We start from the raw sequence: 19,089 nt of genomic DNA, 5'->3' as shown, positions 1-19,089 counted from the left end.
AAAACTAATCGGATCTTAGCCCTTCATCTGAGCAAAAGCATATTCCGCTGCATCAATAGTGCGTTGAATATCTTCTTTGGTATGAGCGATAGACATAAAGCCAGCTTCAAATGCAGAAGGTGCAAGGTAAACGCGTTTTTCTAGCATTAAATGGAAGAACTGTTTGAAGCGTTCAACATCGCAGTTCATCACATCTTGGTAGCAAGTGACTTCTTTTGCATCCGTAAAGAATAGACCAAACATACCGCCAACATGGTTGATAACCATTGGAATACCCGCTTGTTGTGCTTTTTCAAGTAAACCATCAGCCAGCATTGTTGTTAGTTCATTTAATGTTTGATGAACACCCGGTTGTGATACTTCGTGTAAACAGGCGAGACCTGCTGCCATTGCAATGGGGTTGCCTGATAAAGTACCCGCTTGATAAACAGGACCAATTGGTGCGAGTTTAGACATCACTTCCATATGTCCACCAAATGCCCCCACTGGCATACCGCCACCAATGATTTTACCTAAGCATGTTAAGTCAGGATCAACATCGTAGTAAGCTTGTGCGCCACCTAATGCCACGCGAAAGCCGGTCATAACTTCATCAATAATCAGCAATGCACCAAACTCATCACATAATGCACGCAAGCCCGGTAAGAAGTCTGCTTTTGGTGGTACACAGTTCATATTGCCTGCGACAGGTTCAACAATGATACAAGCGACTTCTTCAGGGTAGTTTTCAAATGCTTGGCGTACAGAATTCAAATCATTGTAAGTACAGGTTAAGGTGTGTTTTACAAAATCAGCCGGTACACCCGGTGAATTTGGCTGCCCCATAGTTAATGCGCCAGAGCCCGCTTTTACTAATAGGCAATCGGCATGACCGTGGTAGCAACCTTCAAACTTAATGATTTTGTCACGACCAGTGTAACCTCGAGCAAGGCGAATAGCGCTCATTGTCGCTTCTGTCCCTGAGTTCACCATGCGAACCATGTCCATGGAAGGTACAAGTTCAGTGACTAGATTTGCCATTTCAACTTCAGCAGCTGTTGGTGCACCAAAGCTTAGACCTTTTTGTACAGCGTCAGCAACAGCATGACGAATGGAAGGGTGGTTGTGACCTAAAACCATCGGTCCCCATGAGCCGACATAGTCAAGGTAAGCTCGTCCATCAACATCATAAATATACGCACCATTAGCACGTTCAATAAAAAGAGGGGTTCCACCTACACCGTTAAATGCTCTAACAGGTGAGTTGACACCGCCGGGGATCACTTGTTGTGCGAGATTATAAAGCGTTTCAGACTTGCTCATGTCAGACTCCTAATGATGGGTGAGCGTAAGATTAAGGCGTATTCTAAAGCACCATGCAGATGAAGCCAAATATACGACAACAACATTTTGATTTATCACTGTTATTGTGGGTATGTGGTTTATCGTAAAAAGTGATAGGTAGCAAAAAGTGTATTTTGTCCACAACAAACTTGAAGGTTATGAGCAGGTATTAGATAATCATCACATTATATCAGCAAGAATATTAAATTTTTGCTGGCTGTTTTTTTGCTGGAATACCCAGTCTGGAGTGAACAATGAGTGATGATATGGCTCTGCCGTTACAATTTACTGACGCGGCTGCAAATAAAGTAAAAGATTTGATTGCGGATGAAGAAAATCCAAATCTGCGTTTACGTGTTTATATCACGGGTGGCGGTTGTAGCGGATTCCAGTATGGTTTTACCTTTGATGATGCAATGAATGAAGGTGATATGACCATAGAAAAACAAGGCGTTGCCTTAGTGGTTGATCCGATGAGCTTGCAGTATTTAGTGGGCGGTTGTGTGGATTATACCGAGGGATTGGAGGGGTCGCGTTTTATTGTGACGAATCCTAATGCTAAGAGCACGTGTGGTTGCGGTTCCTCCTTTAGTATTTGATCCTTCTTTGGCGTCGTGGCTGTGCAGTAGTGCCACGGCGTTAGGGCTGCGCTCGTAATGCTCACATACTAATGTATGCTCCGCTTACTGTGCTATCTCTGCCTTGTTGCACTACTTGCTCGCTCACGACTTTTGTCTGCGGTTACTCTTCTCTTCGTTATTTTTGGTTGTTTAAAAGGCTGTGTATTAATGGCTATTGAATAACTGATTATTTTACTAATGGTTCGTTGCTATTGCCTTACAAACTTGCTGTGCTGCGTTAATAATACGCGGTGCAGGTCGGCTAAAACTATCTTCATCAATAGCAATAACCGGTACAGTAAGCTGAGGTTGCCAAAATGCTTGTACTGTAGGTATTTGATCTGCTTTACCACTGAATATAATTAAATCGGGTTGCCTTGTAAGTACTTGCTCACGGCTTACTTGAGGCCATGACACTGAGCTATTAGCGAAGATATTTTCACCGCCACAAAGTTCAGTAATATGGCTTTGTAATGAGCTATTTGATGTAGTAAATAACGGCTGCATCCCAAATTGAATAAACACTTTTTTCTTGGAGTGATTCGATATAGTTGATGCGTATTGCTGCTGCAACGCTTGATATTGCTGGCGTAATTGTTGGGCATTTTTTAATGCAATATCAGGATGATGGCTATAATTGGAAAGAGTAATGAGATCGTCTGCGATTTCTTCAATACTTTGTGGATCAGAATAGATGATAGAAATACTCAAAGCTTTTAACTGATCTAACGAACGTTGTGGATTACCGCCTTGCCATGCAATCACTAAATCAGGTTTTAATAATAGAATGCGTTCGATATTAATACCCTGCCAATTGGCAACTTGTTCAATACTTTTAGCTTCCGCTGGATAATCAGAGTAAGCACTAACTCCTACTATATTATCACCCATACCCGCGGCGTAAGCCATTTCAGTGGCTGATGGCGATAGCGTAATAATACGATCAGCAGGCGTGATAGCAATGGCAAAGCTTAGCCAAAATAATGAACAGAATAATAATCCCAAATTGATAAATAAACGCATTACTTTTCCAATAATAAAAAATACCCACCTATTTTTTATCTTAGAATAAATAAGAAATAAAGGTGGGGTATTGATAAAACGATATTAGGATTATCTCGGCTTAATTAGTCTTTTAATTTATCCAACATCGCTGTCACCATTAAACTTGATTGTTCTGCTGCTACAGATAAAAATTCATCAAAGCTTAAATGCGATTCTTTATCAGCCACATCAGAAATAGCGCGAACCACAACAAATGGTGTGTTGAATTGATGGCAAACATGACCAATCGCGGTGGATTCCATTTCTACGGCAGCAACATCTGGGAATGTACGACGAATGCGCGCTAAAGGCTCTGCACCATTAATAAAGGCATCACCGCTACAAATTAAACCACGAACAGCATTTAATTTTAGCGATTCAATACACTCTTCTGCGATGCTAACAAGTTTAGGATCTGCAATAAAAGCAGGAGGGCATTGTGCCATTTGACCAGGTTCATAACCAAACGCAGTAACATCTGCATCGTGATAGCGAACTTCTGTTGAAACAACGATATCACCGACATTTAATCTTGAGTCTAAGCCACCCGCAGAACCAGTATTGATAACAACATCAGGGCGAAAATGCTCAAGCAATAAGGTTGTGCCAATTGCAGCCGCAACTTTACCAATACCTGATTTCAATAATGCAACATCAACACCGTTGATTGTGCCTGTATAGATTTCACAACCGCCACGAGATAAGATTTGGCAATCTTCAATTTTCTCACGCAGAAGTGTGATTTCTTGCTCCATTGCACCTATTACGCCAACTCTCATTGTGTCATACTCACTTGTAGGTTAATAATAAATAGAAATTTAAATAGAGTTTAACATCTATCGGAAAAACACGATATAACACAAAGAATAGAGAATTCGTTTCATCAAAACCAGAATGAGGACAGAAATGATCGATTTTAAGCTGAAGTTAAATTATCAACGCAAATATAACAGTAGTGATATCGATATTAACGATGAAATACAGGTGTCTCGTCAATTTGAAAGTGATCGTGGCCGTATTATTAACTCAGCAGCCATTCGACGTTTACAACAAAAAACACAAGTCTTTCCTTTAGAGCAAAATTCTGCAGTACGTAGCCGTCTTACACATTCTCTTGAAGTTCAGCAAATTGGTCGTTATATCGCTAAACAAATTATCGGTGAATTAAAAAAACAAAATAAGCTTGAAGCTTATGGCTTAATTGATCGCATCGATAGTCTTGAAAGTTTAATTGAGATGGCGTGTTTAATGCACGATATTGGCAATCCACCTTTTGGTCATTTTGGTGAGGCCGCGATTAAGCATTGGTTTCAAAAAGTATTATCACCAGAGGCGACCGCCGAATTCGATAGTTGCCCGTTTATGCCTATGCAGTATTCAGCTAAAGTGCAATTAAATGAATTGCGGCAAACTTTACGCCAAGATTTATGCCAATTTGAAGGCAATGCTCAAGCTATTCGAATGGCGCATCATCTTCTTAAATTGAATTTAACCTATGCTCAAATTGGCTGTGTATTAAAATATACCCGTCCTGCTTATTGGCAAGGTGAAATCCCCAAAGAATATAGCTATTTAATGAAGAAACCGGGGTATTACTGGTCTGAATTAGCATTCGTAAAAGAAGTACAAGAAAAATTAGATATGGGGGAATTTTGTCGCTTTCCTCTCACATATATTATGGAAGCTGCCGACGATATCTCGTATTGCATTGCGGATTTAGATGATGCGGTAGAAAAGGGGATTTTTGATATCAACCGCCTTGTTCAACTTTTACGAGATGCATGGCGTGAAAATGGTGATGTGACCGAAGGTGATTTATTCGATATTACTGTGAATCGGGCTTATAAAAAAGTTGATCAAAATGAAGCCAAACGTAGTATGCAAGATCAGTTTTTTATGTATTTACGAGTTTATATTACAGGAAAATTAGTCCCTTATACGGCGTACCGTTTTATAAAAAATCTCCCCCAAGTTTATGAAGGGAGTTTTAATCACGCCTTATTGGAGGGGAATAGTGCTGAGCATCGTTTATTAACAACATTAAAAAGTGTCGCTAAAAAATGGGTGTTTAGCCATCCTGAAGTTGAAGAACTTGAAATGAAAGGATATCGCGTGATCAGTGGATTACTGGATATCTATAAGCCCTTGCTTTTATTATCAACTGAAGATTTTTTAAGATTGCATAAATATAACGAACATCCTAAATATGTAATTGAGACGCGTTTATATCATAAGCTTTCTGTTAAACATAAACTGGCTTATAACGAAATGTTAGAAAAGCTAAATGATATAAATACTGAAAGAGGAAAAATTTTAGAGTTTTATTATCGTACCAGATTAATTCAAGATTATATCAGTGGAATGACTGATCATTATGCTTATGAAGAATATAGAAAATTAATGGTTTGTGATTAATTTGTAATCATTAAGAGAAATGCTATCTAATTGATTGGTGATAATTTTTAGACTTTTCTTAGTGATAATAAATGTTTATTAAAATAACAGAAAATAGATGTTATTAATTGTAAATATATTCAATATAAAAGTTATATATAATATTTGTTAGTTATAGAACAATATAAAATTCATAAAGCGAGTGCCTTAGGTTGTTATCATTAAAAGTTTTCTCAATTTAACAAAAATATTGCTTATATCAGTTAAGTAAATAACTTGTTCGATGTTATACTCTTCCCATGTTTTCTTCTGAAATGCATAGTCATTCATGTAACGCTGAAAAACATACAGCGTATTCTAAAACGATGTCATTTCACTGTTAATCCGTCATTGATACTTAATTTAATACTATGGTGCAGTTTTATTCTCCTAAAAAACGTCCTGTGAAAAAACAGGCGACAATTCTGGAAGTGACCGCCAGTGCATTGGATGCAAATGGTCAAGGTATTGCTCATGCTGAGGGCAAAACGATTTTTGTAAAAGGATTACTCCCACAAGAAACTGCTCGTATTCGTTTAACAGAAGAAAAGCGCCAGTTTGCTAAAGGCGAGGTTATTAAACGTTTAACTACCAGTGAGCAGCGTATAACGCCTCATTGTGAATATTATGAGCGTTGTGGTGGTTGTCAGCAGCAACATGTGCCGATTGCGTTACAACGTACAACAAAAGCGGGTGTGTTATCACATCTTATTAAACGTGAAACGGGAGTGGTGATTTCAGCGGAACCTGTTATTGCCGGCGCTGAATATGGTTATCGTCGTAGAGCAAGATTGGGATTGCGTTATCAACCTGAAAAAGGGTTGGTGATGGGATTTCGCCAAGAGCGCTCTAATGATTTGGTCATGATAAAAAAATGCCCAGTATTAAAACCACAGTTAAATGATTTATTGTCTCCTCTTTGGGCATGTCTTAAACAATTAACATCAGTACGTGATTTAGGGCATGTTGAAATGGTGCTCGCCGATAATGGGCCGTTGGTGATTTTACGTCATTTATCACCATTACCTGAGAGTGATAAACAGAGTTTGCGTGATTTCTCTCAAACTCATCAAGTTACGATGTATCTTGCAGGTGATAATAGCGAGATAGCTCGATTAACTTCAATTGAGAAGGAACCCTTCTATCAAATAGAAGGTCTAAATTTACGTTTTGCACCTACTGATTTTATTCAAGTAAACGATGAAATAAATCCTAAGATGGTTGCTCAAGCTATTGAATGGCTTGATTTATCGCCAGAAGATCGCGTGTTAGATCTGTTTTGTGGTATGGGAAACTTTACTTTACCTATCGCAAAACGTGTTAGTGAAGTGGTGGGGATCGAAGGTGTACCTGCGCTGGTTGAAATGGCGAAAAAGAATGCAGAACTAAACCAACTGGGTAATGCGCATTTTTGGCATGCAGATTTATCAGCTGATTTCTCTGCGATGTCGTGGTCGAAAGAAGGATTTAATAAAGTGTTGTTAGATCCCGCAAGAGCAGGCGCTTCGGAGGTAATGTCACATATTGTGAAGTTATCCGCAGAAAAAATCGTGTATGTCTCCTGTAATCCGACCACGTTAGCCAGAGATAGTAAGATATTATTAGATTCTGGATATCAGTTAACCGGTTTAAAAATGTTGGATATGTTTCCACAAACGGGTCATCTGGAATCAATGGCACTGTTTAGTCGAAAGTAAATTTACTTGAAAATAAACAGTTAGCCAGTAAATAAGTCGCAAATAAGATTTATACCGTGTAGGGAGAGAATATGGTTGCAGTAAGAAGTGCTCACTTAACACCTGCAGGAGAGTTTGCTGTTGATAAATGGGTCAATAGCTTGAACTTAACCCATGTCAATGCGGGTAGTGAAATCATGCAAACCTGGGAATACTGCCATCGTACTGTTCAAGGGCGTGAAGATGCCGAACTGTTATTGTGGCGTGGTGTTGAAATGGTTGAGCTTCTTTCGACACTAAGCATGGATAAAGACAGCATGAGGGCAGCGCTTCTTTTCCCTCTTGCTGAAGAAAATCTTATTGATCAGGAAATTGTTACTGAACACTTTGGTGATGCTATTTGGAGCTTAGTGCGCGGTGTTATGGAAATGGATGCCATACGCCAATTAAAAGCGACACACACTAATGAAACAAGTTCGGTTCAGGTAGATAACGTGCGCCGCATGCTGTTATCTATGGTGGAAGATTTCCGTTGTGTGGTCATTAAACTTTCAGAACGTATTGCCCATTTACGTGAAGTGAAAGATGCCACAGAAGATGAGCGCGTACTGGCTGCTAAAGAGTGTTTTAATATTTATGCACCATTAGCCAACCGATTGGGTATTGGTCAATTAAAATGGGAATTAGAAGATTTTTGTTTCCGCTATCTTCATCCTGATGAATACAAAAAAATAGCAAGTTTGCTTCATGAGCGTCGTATCGATCGCGAACAGTACATTGATAATTTTGTCAGTACAGTACGTGGTTATATGAAAGAAGAAAATGTCGATGTAGATATCTATGGACGTCCCAAACACATCTATAGTATTTGGCGCAAAATGAAGAAAAAAAATCTCGCATTCGATGAGTTATTTGATGTGAGAGCGGTACGTATTGTTGTTGAACGCCTTCAAGATTGCTATGCGGCATTAGGGATTGTGCATACTCATTTCCGTCATTTACCTGATGAATTCGATGATTATGTCGCAAATCCAAAACCGAATGGCTATCAATCTATTCATACAGTTGTATTAGGGCCCGAAGGCAAAACGGTTGAGATCCAAATTCGTACTCGCCAAATGCATGAAGATGCAGAATTGGGTGTGGCAGCGCACTGGAAATATAAAGAAGGGGCAACTGGAGCTGCAACGAAAGGCGGTACAGGCAGTTATGAAAACCGCATTGCATGGTTACGTAAACTGATTGCATGGCAAGAAGAGATGGCGGATTCTGGCGAAATGCTGGATGAAGTCCGTAGCCAAGTCTTTGATGATCGAGTTTATGTCTTTACACCAAAAGGTGATGTGGTTGATTTACCAGCGGGATCAACACCACTTGATTTTGCTTATCATATTCATAGTGATGTGGGACACCGCTGTATTGGGGCGAAAATTGGCGGGCGTATTGTACCGTTTAGCTATCAATTACAGATGGGTGACCAAATTGAAATTATCACGCAAAAACATCCTAATCCAAGTCGTGATTGGTTAAATCCTAACTTAGGTTATGTCACCACAAGTCGTGGGCGTGCGAAAATTCATAACTGGTTCCGTAAGCAAGATCGCGATAAAAATATTCTTGCTGGGCGCCAGATTTTAGATAACGAATTGGCGCATATGGATATCAACATGAAAGAAGCAGAAAAACTGCTGATTGCACGTTATAACGTGCATAGTGTTGATGAAGTATTAGCAGGTATTGGTGTTGGCGATATTCGAATCAACCAGTTGGTGAATTTTATTCAAAGTAGATTGAATAAAGCCACTGCGGAAGATGAAGATAAAGAAGCTCTGCGGACACTAGAAAACAAAACGCCAGCACCAAGAGCTACAGGATCAGGTGGAAGCATTGTTGTCGAAGGCGTAGGTAACTTAATGCATCATATTGCACGTTGTTGCCAGCCTATTCCAGGTGACAATATCGTCGGCTTTATCACTAAAGGTCGTGGTATTTCGATTCACCGTGCAGACTGTGAGCAACTAGCTGAACTGCTTTCTCATGCACCAGAACGTATCGTTGATGCGGTATGGGGAGAGAATTACTCTAGTGGCTATTCATTAGTTGTTCGCGTTGTTGCCAATGATCGTAGTGGATTATTACGTGATATCACCACTATTTTAGCGAATGAAAAAGTGAATGTACTAGGCGTCAGTAGCCGTAGTGATGTGAAGCAACAAATTGCGACAATTGACATGAATATTGAGATTTATAATCTCCAAGTATTAGGTCGTATTTTGGCAAAACTTAATCAGTTGCCTGATGTGATAGAGGCGAAACGCTTTTCTCACTAAAACATTAAAATGATAAGATGCCGAGACAACTGTTCTCGGCATTTTTTTATCTAAAAATCAGAAAAACTGTATATTTAGTTAGTAATTAAATTGTTATGGTTTATTTAAAATAAATATGGTTTTAAATAAAAGGGATCTAGTAGATAAATATGAAGATAACTAAACAATATTATATTAAAAATATGTGTTGGGGGTGGTTTATTGGTTTTTGTTTTTTATATCTTTCTTGGAATGATGAATTTAGATATAAAACTATTTATTTAATTATTAATATTTATGGAACTATATTCTTCCCTGTATCTAAATGGATAATTGAGATTTTCTTTCTAAGATTCACTACAAGAGAGTTTTGGAATAAGGGATTGTTTATGGATACACCAGGGAAAATGGGAGGGTTAGCGATATATCATGGCGTCATTTTTTTATTGACGATCCCAATTACAATTATTCATATTATAGTTGTATTGATAAGAGGCCACTTATTAAATAAGTAACCACTTATTTAATAGAATTAAATTCCTAAAAATTGGTTGGCTTTTTCAACTAAATCATCATTTATTAATGCACCAACACCAGCCATGATTAATCCATAGCCTAATATGCCTATAGGCCCTCCTAGGAGTACACTAAATGTAAACCCAGTAATTGCTGTACCCGCCATTCCTACGATAATCGTTTCTGTTTTGACAAAAAAAGGACGCCAATTATCGGTCTGTATTGCTTTATGTAATTCAGTAGCCCAATCTGCAAAGTTAATAGCGTAACTCGTGTAGGCCATACCTTTACTAAATTTTTTTAATTTTTGAGTTATATCATCGAGTTTGATCGATTCCAATGCGGTTGCAATAGCTTTACGATCTTTGGCATTAATTTTTCTATTGATATCCGCTTTGTATTTTTCGTAAGCTTTTAGCGCATCATCAACGTTACGGATGGTTTTTCCTCTGGTTTGTTGTGCTAAAGATTCCGCTAATTTCTTTGCTTTATCACCATAAGCATTAAACACTTCTTTATAAAAATCAGCCGTAAACTTTATTGAATCATGCAACAGCTTAAATTCATCGTTTGTTTGTTCTTTTTTATTTGCTTGTTGAGCTAGAATATCAGCAATTTGGAAATTGCGATGTGTAAACGTCATATTATTATGGAAATCTTGGCATGCGGATTTAAAATCTTGTTCTCTAATATATTTTTGCATCTCAGAAAAATTATTTATATTGTCTGCGCCTTTATCTGCATATAAGGCATGTAAGGCTAATCGTACTGAGGGTAGCCAGCGGGAATATTCCCCAAATTTTTCACCTATATTTTGTAACATAGGGTCTGGATGAGGACTAAAATGAATATCAAAGAGAAAACCATTTATATAGTTCATTTTTTGGTAAAACATTCTACTTAGATTCAGATCTGCTTCGAATATATGACTTATATTTTCATTATTTAATGGAATATTGTTTTCTTTCATATTCAATAATAGTAATGGAGAGCTTTCATTAAACTCGTTTGATCTGTGCATTAAAGCACGGCCATAAGGTCGCATTCTTAATGCTTTTTTTAATGCTAATTCGGTTTTTTGTTTTAAGTAAGATTTACATTCATTTTTAAATGCTGGGCAATTTTTCTTTCCACAAACTGGGCATTCTTGGTTTTTATTCTGCATAAAAGCATTGCAAATAATATTTGTAGCTTGATTAAATGAAAAATTATTATTAAAAGCATACTCTGGAATATAAGCACTATGTGGCGTTACAGTTAATGAACTAAATTGAATTACATTTTCACTCATTTTATTAATCCTTTGATAAAAATGACGTATTTATATGATGTTGAAAAGTGGATTTATAGCGAGGAGTATATTTGTAAATAACAAATTCATAGTTCAATTTAAAATGTCATTATTCTTTCAAAAAAGTTATTTTTAAGATCTTGAGCTTGAAATGATAAGATGCCGAGACAACTGTTCTCGGCATTTTTTTATCTAAAAATGTGTTAAACAGGATAAAGCTCACTCTTATTTAAAAGGCAATATGATGTCAGAAAATCGTGAAATTTTTCGTTTATTAGAAATTATGGCGCAGCTACGTGATCCTAATACTGGATGCGAATGGGATAAAGTGCAGACTTTTGACACTATTGCACCTTATACATTAGAAGAAACGTATGAGGTGTTAGATGCTATTACTCGTAAAGATTTTACAGATTTAAAAGAAGAGTTAGGCGACTTACTTTATCAAGTTGTTTTTTATTCACGCATGGCGCAAGAGCAAAAGTTATTTGATTTTAATGATGTTTGTGACGCCATTAGTAATAAGCTAGAACGTCGTCATCCTCATATTTTTGCCTCTGAAAGCGAAAACAATTTATCAACAGAAAAACATCGCTGGGAAAAACTTAAAGCGCAAGAGCGTGAGGCAAAAGCACAATTTTCATTATTAGATGATATTCCCGCCACATTACCCGCTTTGATGAAAGCAGAAAAAATTCAGAAACGATGTGCTTCTGTTGGATTTGATTGGAATGAACTTGAACCTGTTTTAGGTAAAGTGTTTGAGGAAATTGATGAAGTGATGGCTGAAGTGAAAAAAACACCTCAAGATGCGTCTAAAATTGAAGATGAATTGGGTGATTTATTATTTTCAGTTGTAAATTTATCTCGGCATTTAAAACAAAAACCAGAACAAGCATTAAATCGAGCATGCCGTAAATTTGAACAACGCTTTCGCTTTGTTGAAAAAACGCTCTCGGAAGATGGCATAGGCATAGAAAATGCTTCATTGGAAGAGATGGAGATCTGTTGGCAGAAAGCAAAGAAACAACAGATTGAGTGAATTGTGACACGCAAATTAACGCCAGCGTGACATAAAATGCGATAAAAATAGTCTATAACATCTCGTTTTTTCAGCCATTTTTATAAAAAATTTTAAAAAGCGAAATTATAAAAGGTAATTTCGTTTTTTTGTTTTTGGGTGATTTTAAATATTGCTGTTACATTTCATTGCATTGAAAATGTGATTAACCTCAAAAAAATTAAAAGCATGATCATAAGCAAAAGATCTCGCTATAAACCTGCTACACTTAATATCGTGAAAAAAATAAAGCATCTCTTTTCTAAAAGTGGTATCTTAGCTGAAAGGATTAAGCTAAAATGCTTGAGAAATATTTTCACGGGTTTAGTTTATTGAATTTTTACTGTTTTTTCGTGTTTAAACGGATAAGTGGCGTGATGAAAAAGAACTTTATACTACTAAGAATGTTTGTAGCGAAAATAAGGTTCGGGTATACTGTGTTCCCGTCCAGTTATATCCATCATCCTAATACACCTAAACTTTCAGGTTCAGCATGAAAACGAATTATATTTTTGTGACCGGCGGGGTCGTATCCTCTCTGGGTAAAGGCATTGCCGCAGCCTCTCTGGCGGCTATACTCGAAGCCCGTGGACTCAATGTCACCATGATGAAGTTGGATCCGTATATCAACGTCGATCCTGGTACTATGAGCCCAATTCAGCACGGGGAAGTCTTCGTCACTGACGATGGTGCTGAAACTGATCTCGACTTAGGACACTATGAGCGCTTTATTCGCACGAAAATGACTCGTCGTAATAACTTCACGACAGGTCGCGTATACTCTGAAGTATTACGCAAAGAGCGCCGTGGTGACTATCTTGGGGCTACAATTCAAGTTATTCCTCATATCACTAATGAAATTAAAGAACGCATCATCCGTGGCGGTGAAGGCCATGATGTCGTTTTAGTTGAAGTCGGTGGGACAGTTGGTGATATCGAATCTTTACCATTCTTAGAAGCGATTCGCCAAATGGCAGCAGAAGTGGGTCGTGAGCACACATTCTACCTGCATTTAACATTAGTACCTTATTTAGCCGCTTCTGGTGAAGTGAAAACCAAACCAACTCAGCATTCTGTAAAAGAATTACTGTCGATCGGTATTCAGCCTGATGCGTTGATTTGCCGTTCAGACCGCGTTATTCCTGCAAACGAACGTGCCAAAATTGCACTGTTCTGTAATGTGCCAGAGAAGGCGGTTATTTCATTAAAAGACGTCGATTCCATTTATAAAATCCCTGCACTATTGAAATCACAGGGATTAGATGATTATATCTGTAAACGATTCAGCTTAGATTGCCCAGTTGCAAATCTTGCAGAGTGGGAACAAGTTATTTACGAAGAAGCTAATCCTGAAGGCGAAGTAACCATTGGTATGGTTGGTAAATATGTTGAATTACCAGATGCCTATAAATCAGTGATTGAAGCATTAAAACATGGTGGCTTCAAAAGCCGTGTTACTGTAAATATCAAATTAATTGATTCACAAGACGTTGAAACCCGTGGCGTAGAAATGCTTAAAGGGTTAGACGCAATCTTAGTACCAGGTGGTTTTGGTGAACGTGGTGTTGAGGGCAAGATTATGGCTGCTCAATATGCGCGTGAAAATAAAATCCCTTACTTAGGCATTTGCTTAGGTATGCAGGTTGCTATGATTGAGTTTGCACGTAATGTCGCTGGTATGGAAGGCGCAAATTCCACTGAATTTGCACCAGATTGTAAATATCCAGTTATCGCATTAATTACTGAATGGCGCGATGAAAATGGCAACATTGAAGTGCGTTCAGGTGAAAGTGATTTAGGTGGCACGATGCGCCTTGGTGCTCAGCCTTGCCATTTAAGTGGTGATAGCTTAGTCCGTACACTGTATGGCAAAAACACCATTACAGAGCGCCATCGTCACCGTTATGAAGTAAATAATCTACTATTAAAACGTATCGAAGATGCGGGTTTACGTATTGCAGGTCGTTCAGTAGATAACAAACTGGTGGAAATTATTGAAAATCCAAACCATCCTTGGTTTGTTGCTTGTCAGTTCCACCCAGAGTTTACCTCAACGCCGCGTGACGGCCATCCGTTATTTGCAGGCTTTGTGAAAGCAGCCTTTGATAACCAAAAAGGCCTGCTGAAATAGGATATATGAGAAGAGATAGGGTATCTCTTCTCGGAAATTTAACTTGTACAGAGGAAAACCGAATGTCCAAAATCGTTAAAGTACTTGGTCGTGAAATTATTGATTCTCGTGGCAACCCAACAGTTGAAGCAGAAGTTCACTTAGAAGGTGGTTTTGTTGGTATGGCGGCTGCTCCATCAGGCGCATCAACAGGTTCTCGCGAAGCTTTAGAATTACGTGATGGTGATAAATCACGTTTCTTAGGTAAAGGTGTTCTGAAAGCGGTTTCAGCTGTTAATGGTCCAATCGCTAAAGCGATCCTTGGCCAGGATGCAAAAGACCAAGCTAACATCGATAAAATCATGATCGATTTAGACGGTACTGAAAACAAATCAAACTTTGGTGCAAACGCAATCCTAGCGGTTTCTTTAGCAAACGCAAAAGCAGCAGCTGCTGCGAAAGGTATGCCTTTGTATGAGCACATTTCTGATCTGAACGGTACTCACGGTCAATATTCTATGCCTCTGCCAATGATGAACATCATCAATGGTGGTGAGCACGCAGATAACAACGTTGATATCCAAGAATTCATGATCCAACCAGTTGGTGCGCCTACTCTGAAAGAAGCAGTGCGTATGGGTTCAGAAATCTTCCATCACTTAGCAAAAGTGCTGAAAGCAAAAGGTATGAACACTGCAGTTGGTGACGAAGGTGGTTATGCACCAAACTTAGAATCTAACGCTGCTGCATTAGCTGCTATCAAAGAAGCAGTTGAGAAAGCAGGTTACGTTTTAGGTAAAGACGTTACTCTGGCTATGGACTGTGCAGCTTCTGAGTTCTACAACAATGAAACTGGTAACTACGAACTGAAAGGCGAAGGCAAAACCTTCACTTCACAAGAGTTCACTCATTATTTAGAAGAACTGACTAAACAATATCCAATCGTTTCTATCGAAGATGGTTTAAACGAATCTGACTGGGATGGTTTCGCATACCAAACTAAAGTTCTTGGTGACAAAATCCAACTGGTTGGTGATGACCTGTTTGTAACTAACACTAAGATCCTGAAAGAAGGTATCGACAAAGGCATCGCTAACTCAATTCTGATCAAATTCAACCAAATCGGTTCACTGACAGAAACTTTAGCTGCAATCAAAATGGCGAAAGATGCAGGCTACACAGCTGTTATCTCTCACCGTTCTGGTGAAACAGAAGATGCAACTATCGCTGACTTAGCAGTTGGTACAGCAGCTGGCCAAATCAAAACAGGTTCTATGAGCCGTTCTGACCGTGTTGCTAAATACAACCAACTGATCCGTATCGAAGAAGCATTAGGTAACAAAGCACCTTTCAACGGTCTGAAAGAAGTTAAAGGCCAAGCATAATCTTGCTTATTTGATTAAAAAATCTTATTAATCTGAAAGGGGAGAACCTTAAGTTCTCCCCTTTTTTTTGATTTTTTTTCAGAAAAAAAAGAATATTTATTCTTAACATCTTTGAAAAAGTGTGATGTGTAAGAGGAAATAGTGTTCAATTATTACTCTTTTATTAATAAATTGGTTAATTCTCGTGGATGAGATCCCAATTATACGTTTTGCACATTTTCAATGGTGCGAAATGTTTTTATATTTCACATATAACCTATTTCGTTAACAATTATGGCTTAGTGAACCTAATGTTCATATCAGCTAATGTGGAGTATTATCAATGGACGCGTCCAATTTAGCCCCATCGGCGAAATCAAGCCCGATAAACAAACGAGGGTTAATTATTCTGGCAATCGATGTCGTTTTATTATTACTTTTGCTTGAATTTTTACCTTATGATCCAAAGGCCAATGCAGGTTTAGCATTAATGGTGTTTGTGGGAGTGTTATGGCTAACGGAAGCTATTCACGTTACGATCACAGCATTATTTATACCTATTTTAGCCGTCGTACTTGGGCTAATGAATACCAATGAGTCATTAAAATCATTTGCGAATCCCATCATTTTCTTATTCTTCGGTGGCTTTGCGTTAGCGACAGCGCTTCATATTCAAGGGTTAGACCGCTTAATTGCTAATCGCTTGCTGATGATTGCAAAAGGTAAACTCTCAATTGCGGTATTGTTGTTATTTGGTGTCACTGCATTATTGTCAATGTGGATCAGTAACACTGCAACAGCAGCAATGATGTTACCTTTAGTGTTAGGTATCTTATCTAACTTAGATATTCGTTCAGAGCGTAATACTTTCGTATTCGTATTATTAGGTGTTGCTTACAGTGCGAGCATTGGTGGCTTAGGTACGCTAGTGGGAAGCCCGCCAAATGCGATTGCAGCAGCTCAATTAAACTTAGATTTCATTACGTGGATGAAGTACGGTGTCCCAATCATGCTGGTATTATTACCTATCATGTTTATCGTGATGTATCTGATGCTACGTCCTAACTTAAAACATAAGTTTGATCTGAAATTAGAAGTATTAGAGTGGAATAACAAACGTGTTATTACCATGATCATCTTCTTAATTACTGTCGTATGCTGGATCTTCAGCTCTTTTATCAGCAGTGCTTTTGGTGGTGTAAAAGATTTGGATACCGTTATTGCGGTCAGTGCTGCAATTGTTATCGGTGTTACAGGCGTAGCCAGTTGGAGCCAAATCCAAGAGAACACAGAGTGGGGAGTATTAATGCTGTTTGGTGGTGGTTTAACACTAAGCGCAATTTTACAATCATCTGGTGCAAGTTTGGTTATGGCTGACTTTATGAAAGATACCTTTGGTAATAGCCATTGGTTCGTGATTATCCTTGCAGTAACAACCTTCATCATCGTATTAACTGAATTTACCAGTAATACAGCGAGTGCGGCGTTATTAGTACCAATCTTTGCAACTGTTGCACAAGCATTAGGTATGCCAGTAATGGCGTTAACTATGATTATCGGTATCGGTGCATCTTGTGCGTTCATGCTACCTGTTGCAACCCCACCAAATGCGATTGTCTTTGGTTCTGGTTACATCAAACAGACAGAGATGGTACGTGTTGGTGGTGTACTGAACTTAGTGTGTATCTTAGTTATCTCTCTGTTTGCTTGGTTCTTCTGGCTATAAGTTAGAACGCTAAATTAATCAAATAGAGATAAAAATGAAGCGCTTGATAATTAAATATCAGGCGCTTTTTTATTGCCTATTATGTTGAATAATAAAGGGGGGGATTCAAACGAAATTAAATAGAAAAAAGGAAGAATAAAAGATGCGATTTTCTTGAAAGGGATTACTCATTGAGAAGAAAGAAAAAAGCCATCTCTATTTATCACCTCTAAGGCATTAAATATATTGATGGCTTTGAAGAAACTAAAGTGCAGAAAACTATTTTATATACAGTGTTAATTGAGTACCCGGTTTTAACATTTTAATGTCAGCGTTCCAGCCCATTAACTGTTTTAGGTTAATGCCGTGACGACGGGCAATACTGTAATAAGAATCACCTTGGCGTACTTTATAGTAGCTTGGTGAAGGTTTTGTTGGTTTCGTTGTTGTGGTGCTACTGACACTACCCGCATTATGAATTTTTAATGTCTGACCAACCAGTAATGTGCTCTTTGCATTTAACCCATTAATACGCTGTAAATCTTTGATACTCATATTATAGCGACGAGCAATAGCGTAAAACGAATCTCCTGAACGAACCTTATAAACGCCTTCTTGCTTAATAGATTGATTCGTTTTGGCGACAGCCAAGCGAATAGTTTCTAATACAGCTTCATCTTCAAAAGCGTTACGGAATTGGTCAAGCTTATTGCGAGGCAACATAATGACATGAGGGCCATTCGGTGCAGTTATTCCACGTTTATAGCCGGGGTTATAGTCTTTCACGGTATTAATAGGTAACTGACTTAATTCAGCGACTTTATTTAACGTGATTTGCTCACCGACATCAAATGAGGCTAATGCTTTATCGCGATAGTTACTTTTTGGAAAAGTAATATCTTGTTCGTTTTCACGAATAACCTTACTTAAAGCGAGGATTTTCGGCACGTAATTCATCGTTTCTTTAGGTAAAGAAAGCGACCAATAGTCTGTTGGTAAGTTTTGACTTTCATTTGCCTTTATTGCTTGCATAACACGGCCTTCACCAGCGTTATAAGCAGCAAGGGCAAGTGCCCAATCACTATCAAACATCACATATAAACGCTCTAGTAAATCAAGAGCCGCTTTAGTTGATGCCATAACATCACGACGACCGTCATACCATTGATTTTGTGTCAAACCATAGTAATTACCAGTTATTGGTACAAATTGCCATAAACCCGCTGCATTTGCTGAAGAGGTAACATGAGGATTAAACGCACTTTCAACGACAGGAACAAGTGCAAGTTCCATCGGTAATTCACGTTTTTCAATTTCATCAATAATCGAATACATATAAGGCTCAGCACGAGCAGCAACGCTCTGTATATGTTTGGGATTATTTAAAAAATATAATTCTTGCTGCGAGATCCTTTCATTTTCAGGGAGATCCATTTTCAATTCACTTACCACATAACCCCATAAATTGGTTTTTACATCATATTGAGGTTGGTGAGAAGTTGAAGTCCCTTTCGTTGATATTGGTGCGTTCGCAGACAAATTAGGTTTAATGTTCTCAGATTGCTGGCAGCCCGCCAGTAGCAATATGGAGAACAAAATCGCTTTTGTCTTCATAATAGAAAAATTCATCCTGTGTGT

The 19,089-nt window shown here is 38.3% G+C and carries 14 protein-coding genes; 9 read left to right on the top strand and 5 right to left on the bottom strand.

Annotated elements, in window-relative coordinates; genetic code table 11:
* Positions 1 to 15: 15 nt before the first annotated feature.
* A complete protein-coding gene (gene hemL / locus DK857_RS00275; protein ID WP_109401260.1) occupies positions 16 to 1,302 on the bottom strand; it encodes a glutamate-1-semialdehyde 2,1-aminomutase in 1,287 nt (428 codons plus the stop codon).
* Between the two features lie 275 nt (positions 1,303 to 1,577).
* Here hemL and erpA point away from each other — a divergent pair, with 275 nt between their 5' ends.
* Positions 1,578 to 1,922: an iron-sulfur cluster insertion protein ErpA gene (gene erpA, locus DK857_RS00270; RefSeq protein ID WP_006534944.1), complete on the top strand. Its 345-nt coding sequence runs from the start codon at positions 1,578 to 1,580 to the stop codon at positions 1,920 to 1,922.
* Positions 1,923 to 2,138: 216 nt separating this feature from the next.
* Here erpA and btuF read toward each other — a convergent pair whose 3' ends face one another.
* Together btuF and mtnN are read right to left on the bottom strand one after the other, a co-directional pair.
* Positions 2,139 to 2,966, bottom strand: a complete 828-nt coding sequence (gene btuF / locus DK857_RS00265) for a vitamin B12 ABC transporter substrate-binding protein BtuF (RefSeq protein WP_109401259.1) — start codon at positions 2,964 to 2,966, stop codon at positions 2,139 to 2,141.
* Positions 2,967 to 3,070: 104 nt separating this feature from the next.
* A complete protein-coding gene (mtnN, locus tag DK857_RS00260) occupies positions 3,071 to 3,766 on the bottom strand; it encodes a 5'-methylthioadenosine/S-adenosylhomocysteine nucleosidase (protein ID WP_109393319.1) in 696 nt (231 codons plus the stop codon).
* A 127-nt stretch (positions 3,767 to 3,893) separates the two neighbouring features.
* On the opposite strand from mtnN, the gene dgt reads away from it, so the two are divergent.
* The 4 genes from dgt to DK857_RS00240 all read left to right on the top strand — a co-directional run bounded on the left by dgt (position 3,894) and on the right by DK857_RS00240 (position 9,920).
* On the top strand, positions 3,894 to 5,402 hold the full coding sequence (dgt, locus tag DK857_RS00255; RefSeq protein WP_109393320.1) for a dGTPase: 1,509 nt from the start codon (positions 3,894 to 3,896) through the stop codon (positions 5,400 to 5,402).
* Positions 5,403 to 5,791: 389 nt separating this feature from the next.
* A complete protein-coding gene (rlmD, locus tag DK857_RS00250; protein WP_109393321.1) occupies positions 5,792 to 7,117 on the top strand; it encodes a 23S rRNA (uracil(1939)-C(5))-methyltransferase RlmD in 1,326 nt (441 codons plus the stop codon).
* 71 nt (positions 7,118 to 7,188) lie between these two features.
* Entirely contained in the window at positions 7,189 to 9,426 is a 2,238-nt protein-coding gene (gene relA / locus DK857_RS00245) for a GTP diphosphokinase (protein WP_098940995.1), read from the top strand.
* Between the two features lie 149 nt (positions 9,427 to 9,575).
* On the top strand, positions 9,576 to 9,920 hold the full coding sequence (locus DK857_RS00240) for a colicin E1 family microcin immunity protein (protein WP_109393322.1): 345 nt from the start codon (positions 9,576 to 9,578) through the stop codon (positions 9,918 to 9,920).
* Between the two features lie 17 nt (positions 9,921 to 9,937).
* Here DK857_RS00240 and DK857_RS00235 read toward each other — a convergent pair whose 3' ends face one another.
* A complete protein-coding gene (locus DK857_RS00235; RefSeq protein ID WP_227003095.1) occupies positions 9,938 to 11,212 on the bottom strand; it encodes a colicin-like pore-forming protein in 1,275 nt (424 codons plus the stop codon).
* Between the two features lie 244 nt (positions 11,213 to 11,456).
* Here DK857_RS00235 and mazG point away from each other — a divergent pair, with 244 nt between their 5' ends.
* The 4 genes from mazG (at position 11,457) to DK857_RS00210 (ending at position 17,472) form a co-directional block, all read left to right on the top strand.
* Positions 11,457 to 12,254 carry a nucleoside triphosphate pyrophosphohydrolase gene (mazG, locus tag DK857_RS00230; protein WP_109393323.1) on the top strand — a complete coding sequence of 266 codons (798 nt, stop codon included), beginning with the start codon at positions 11,457 to 11,459 and terminating at the stop codon, positions 12,252 to 12,254.
* Between the two features lie 511 nt (positions 12,255 to 12,765).
* Positions 12,766 to 14,403 (top strand): glutamine hydrolyzing CTP synthase, encoded by a 1,638-nt coding sequence (gene pyrG, locus DK857_RS00220; protein WP_109393325.1) that lies wholly within the window; start codon positions 12,766 to 12,768, stop codon positions 14,401 to 14,403.
* Positions 14,404 to 14,465: 62 nt separating this feature from the next.
* Positions 14,466 to 15,767 (top strand): phosphopyruvate hydratase, encoded by a 1,302-nt coding sequence (gene eno / locus DK857_RS00215; protein WP_075673392.1) that lies wholly within the window; start codon positions 14,466 to 14,468, stop codon positions 15,765 to 15,767.
* Between the two features lie 322 nt (positions 15,768 to 16,089).
* Positions 16,090 to 17,472, top strand: coding sequence for an SLC13 family permease (locus tag DK857_RS00210; protein ID WP_109393326.1), 1,383 nt, complete (start codon positions 16,090 to 16,092; stop codon positions 17,470 to 17,472).
* Between the two features lie 258 nt (positions 17,473 to 17,730).
* On the opposite strand, the gene mltD is transcribed toward DK857_RS00210, so the two are convergent.
* Positions 17,731 to 19,065: a murein transglycosylase D gene (gene mltD / locus DK857_RS00205; RefSeq protein ID WP_109401257.1), complete on the bottom strand. Its 1,335-nt coding sequence runs from the start codon at positions 19,063 to 19,065 to the stop codon at positions 17,731 to 17,733.
* Between the last annotated feature and the right edge of the window lie 24 nt (positions 19,066 to 19,089).

Origin of the sequence: Proteus terrae (assembly GCF_003144325.1) — a bacterium.
Lineage (GTDB): Bacteria > Pseudomonadota > Gammaproteobacteria > Enterobacterales > Enterobacteriaceae > Proteus > Proteus terrae.
The sequence above is the reverse complement of the archived record's forward strand: the minus strand, read 5'-3'. Positions and strand labels throughout refer to the sequence as shown.

Bases quoted from the DNA above. Each gene is read 5' to 3' on its own strand.
- pyrG (WP_109393325.1), top strand. From the start codon at position 12,766: ATGAAAACGAATTATATTTTTGTGACCGGCGGGGTCGTATCCTCTCTG.
- DK857_RS00210 (WP_109393326.1), top strand. From the start codon at position 16,090: ATGGACGCGTCCAATTTAGCCCCATCGGCGAAATCAAGCCCGATAAAC.
- erpA (WP_006534944.1), top strand. From the start codon at position 1,578: ATGAGTGATGATATGGCTCTGCCGTTACAATTTACTGACGCGGCTGCA.
- mazG (WP_109393323.1), top strand. From the start codon at position 11,457: ATGTCAGAAAATCGTGAAATTTTTCGTTTATTAGAAATTATGGCGCAG.
- btuF (WP_109401259.1), bottom strand. From the start codon at position 2,966: ATGCGTTTATTTATCAATTTGGGATTATTATTCTGTTCATTATTTTGG.
- eno (WP_075673392.1), top strand. From the start codon at position 14,466: ATGTCCAAAATCGTTAAAGTACTTGGTCGTGAAATTATTGATTCTCGT.
- mtnN (WP_109393319.1), bottom strand. From the start codon at position 3,766: ATGAGAGTTGGCGTAATAGGTGCAATGGAGCAAGAAATCACACTTCTG.
- DK857_RS00235 (WP_227003095.1), bottom strand. From the start codon at position 11,212: ATGAGTGAAAATGTAATTCAATTTAGTTCATTAACTGTAACGCCACAT.
- rlmD (WP_109393321.1), top strand. From the start codon at position 5,792: ATGGTGCAGTTTTATTCTCCTAAAAAACGTCCTGTGAAAAAACAGGCG.
- relA (WP_098940995.1), top strand. From the start codon at position 7,189: ATGGTTGCAGTAAGAAGTGCTCACTTAACACCTGCAGGAGAGTTTGCT.
- hemL (WP_109401260.1), bottom strand. From the start codon at position 1,302: ATGAGCAAGTCTGAAACGCTTTATAATCTCGCACAACAAGTGATCCCC.
- dgt (WP_109393320.1), top strand. From the start codon at position 3,894: ATGATCGATTTTAAGCTGAAGTTAAATTATCAACGCAAATATAACAGT.
- mltD (WP_109401257.1), bottom strand. From the start codon at position 19,065: ATGAAGACAAAAGCGATTTTGTTCTCCATATTGCTACTGGCGGGCTGC.
- DK857_RS00240 (WP_109393322.1), top strand. From the start codon at position 9,576: ATGAAGATAACTAAACAATATTATATTAAAAATATGTGTTGGGGGTGG.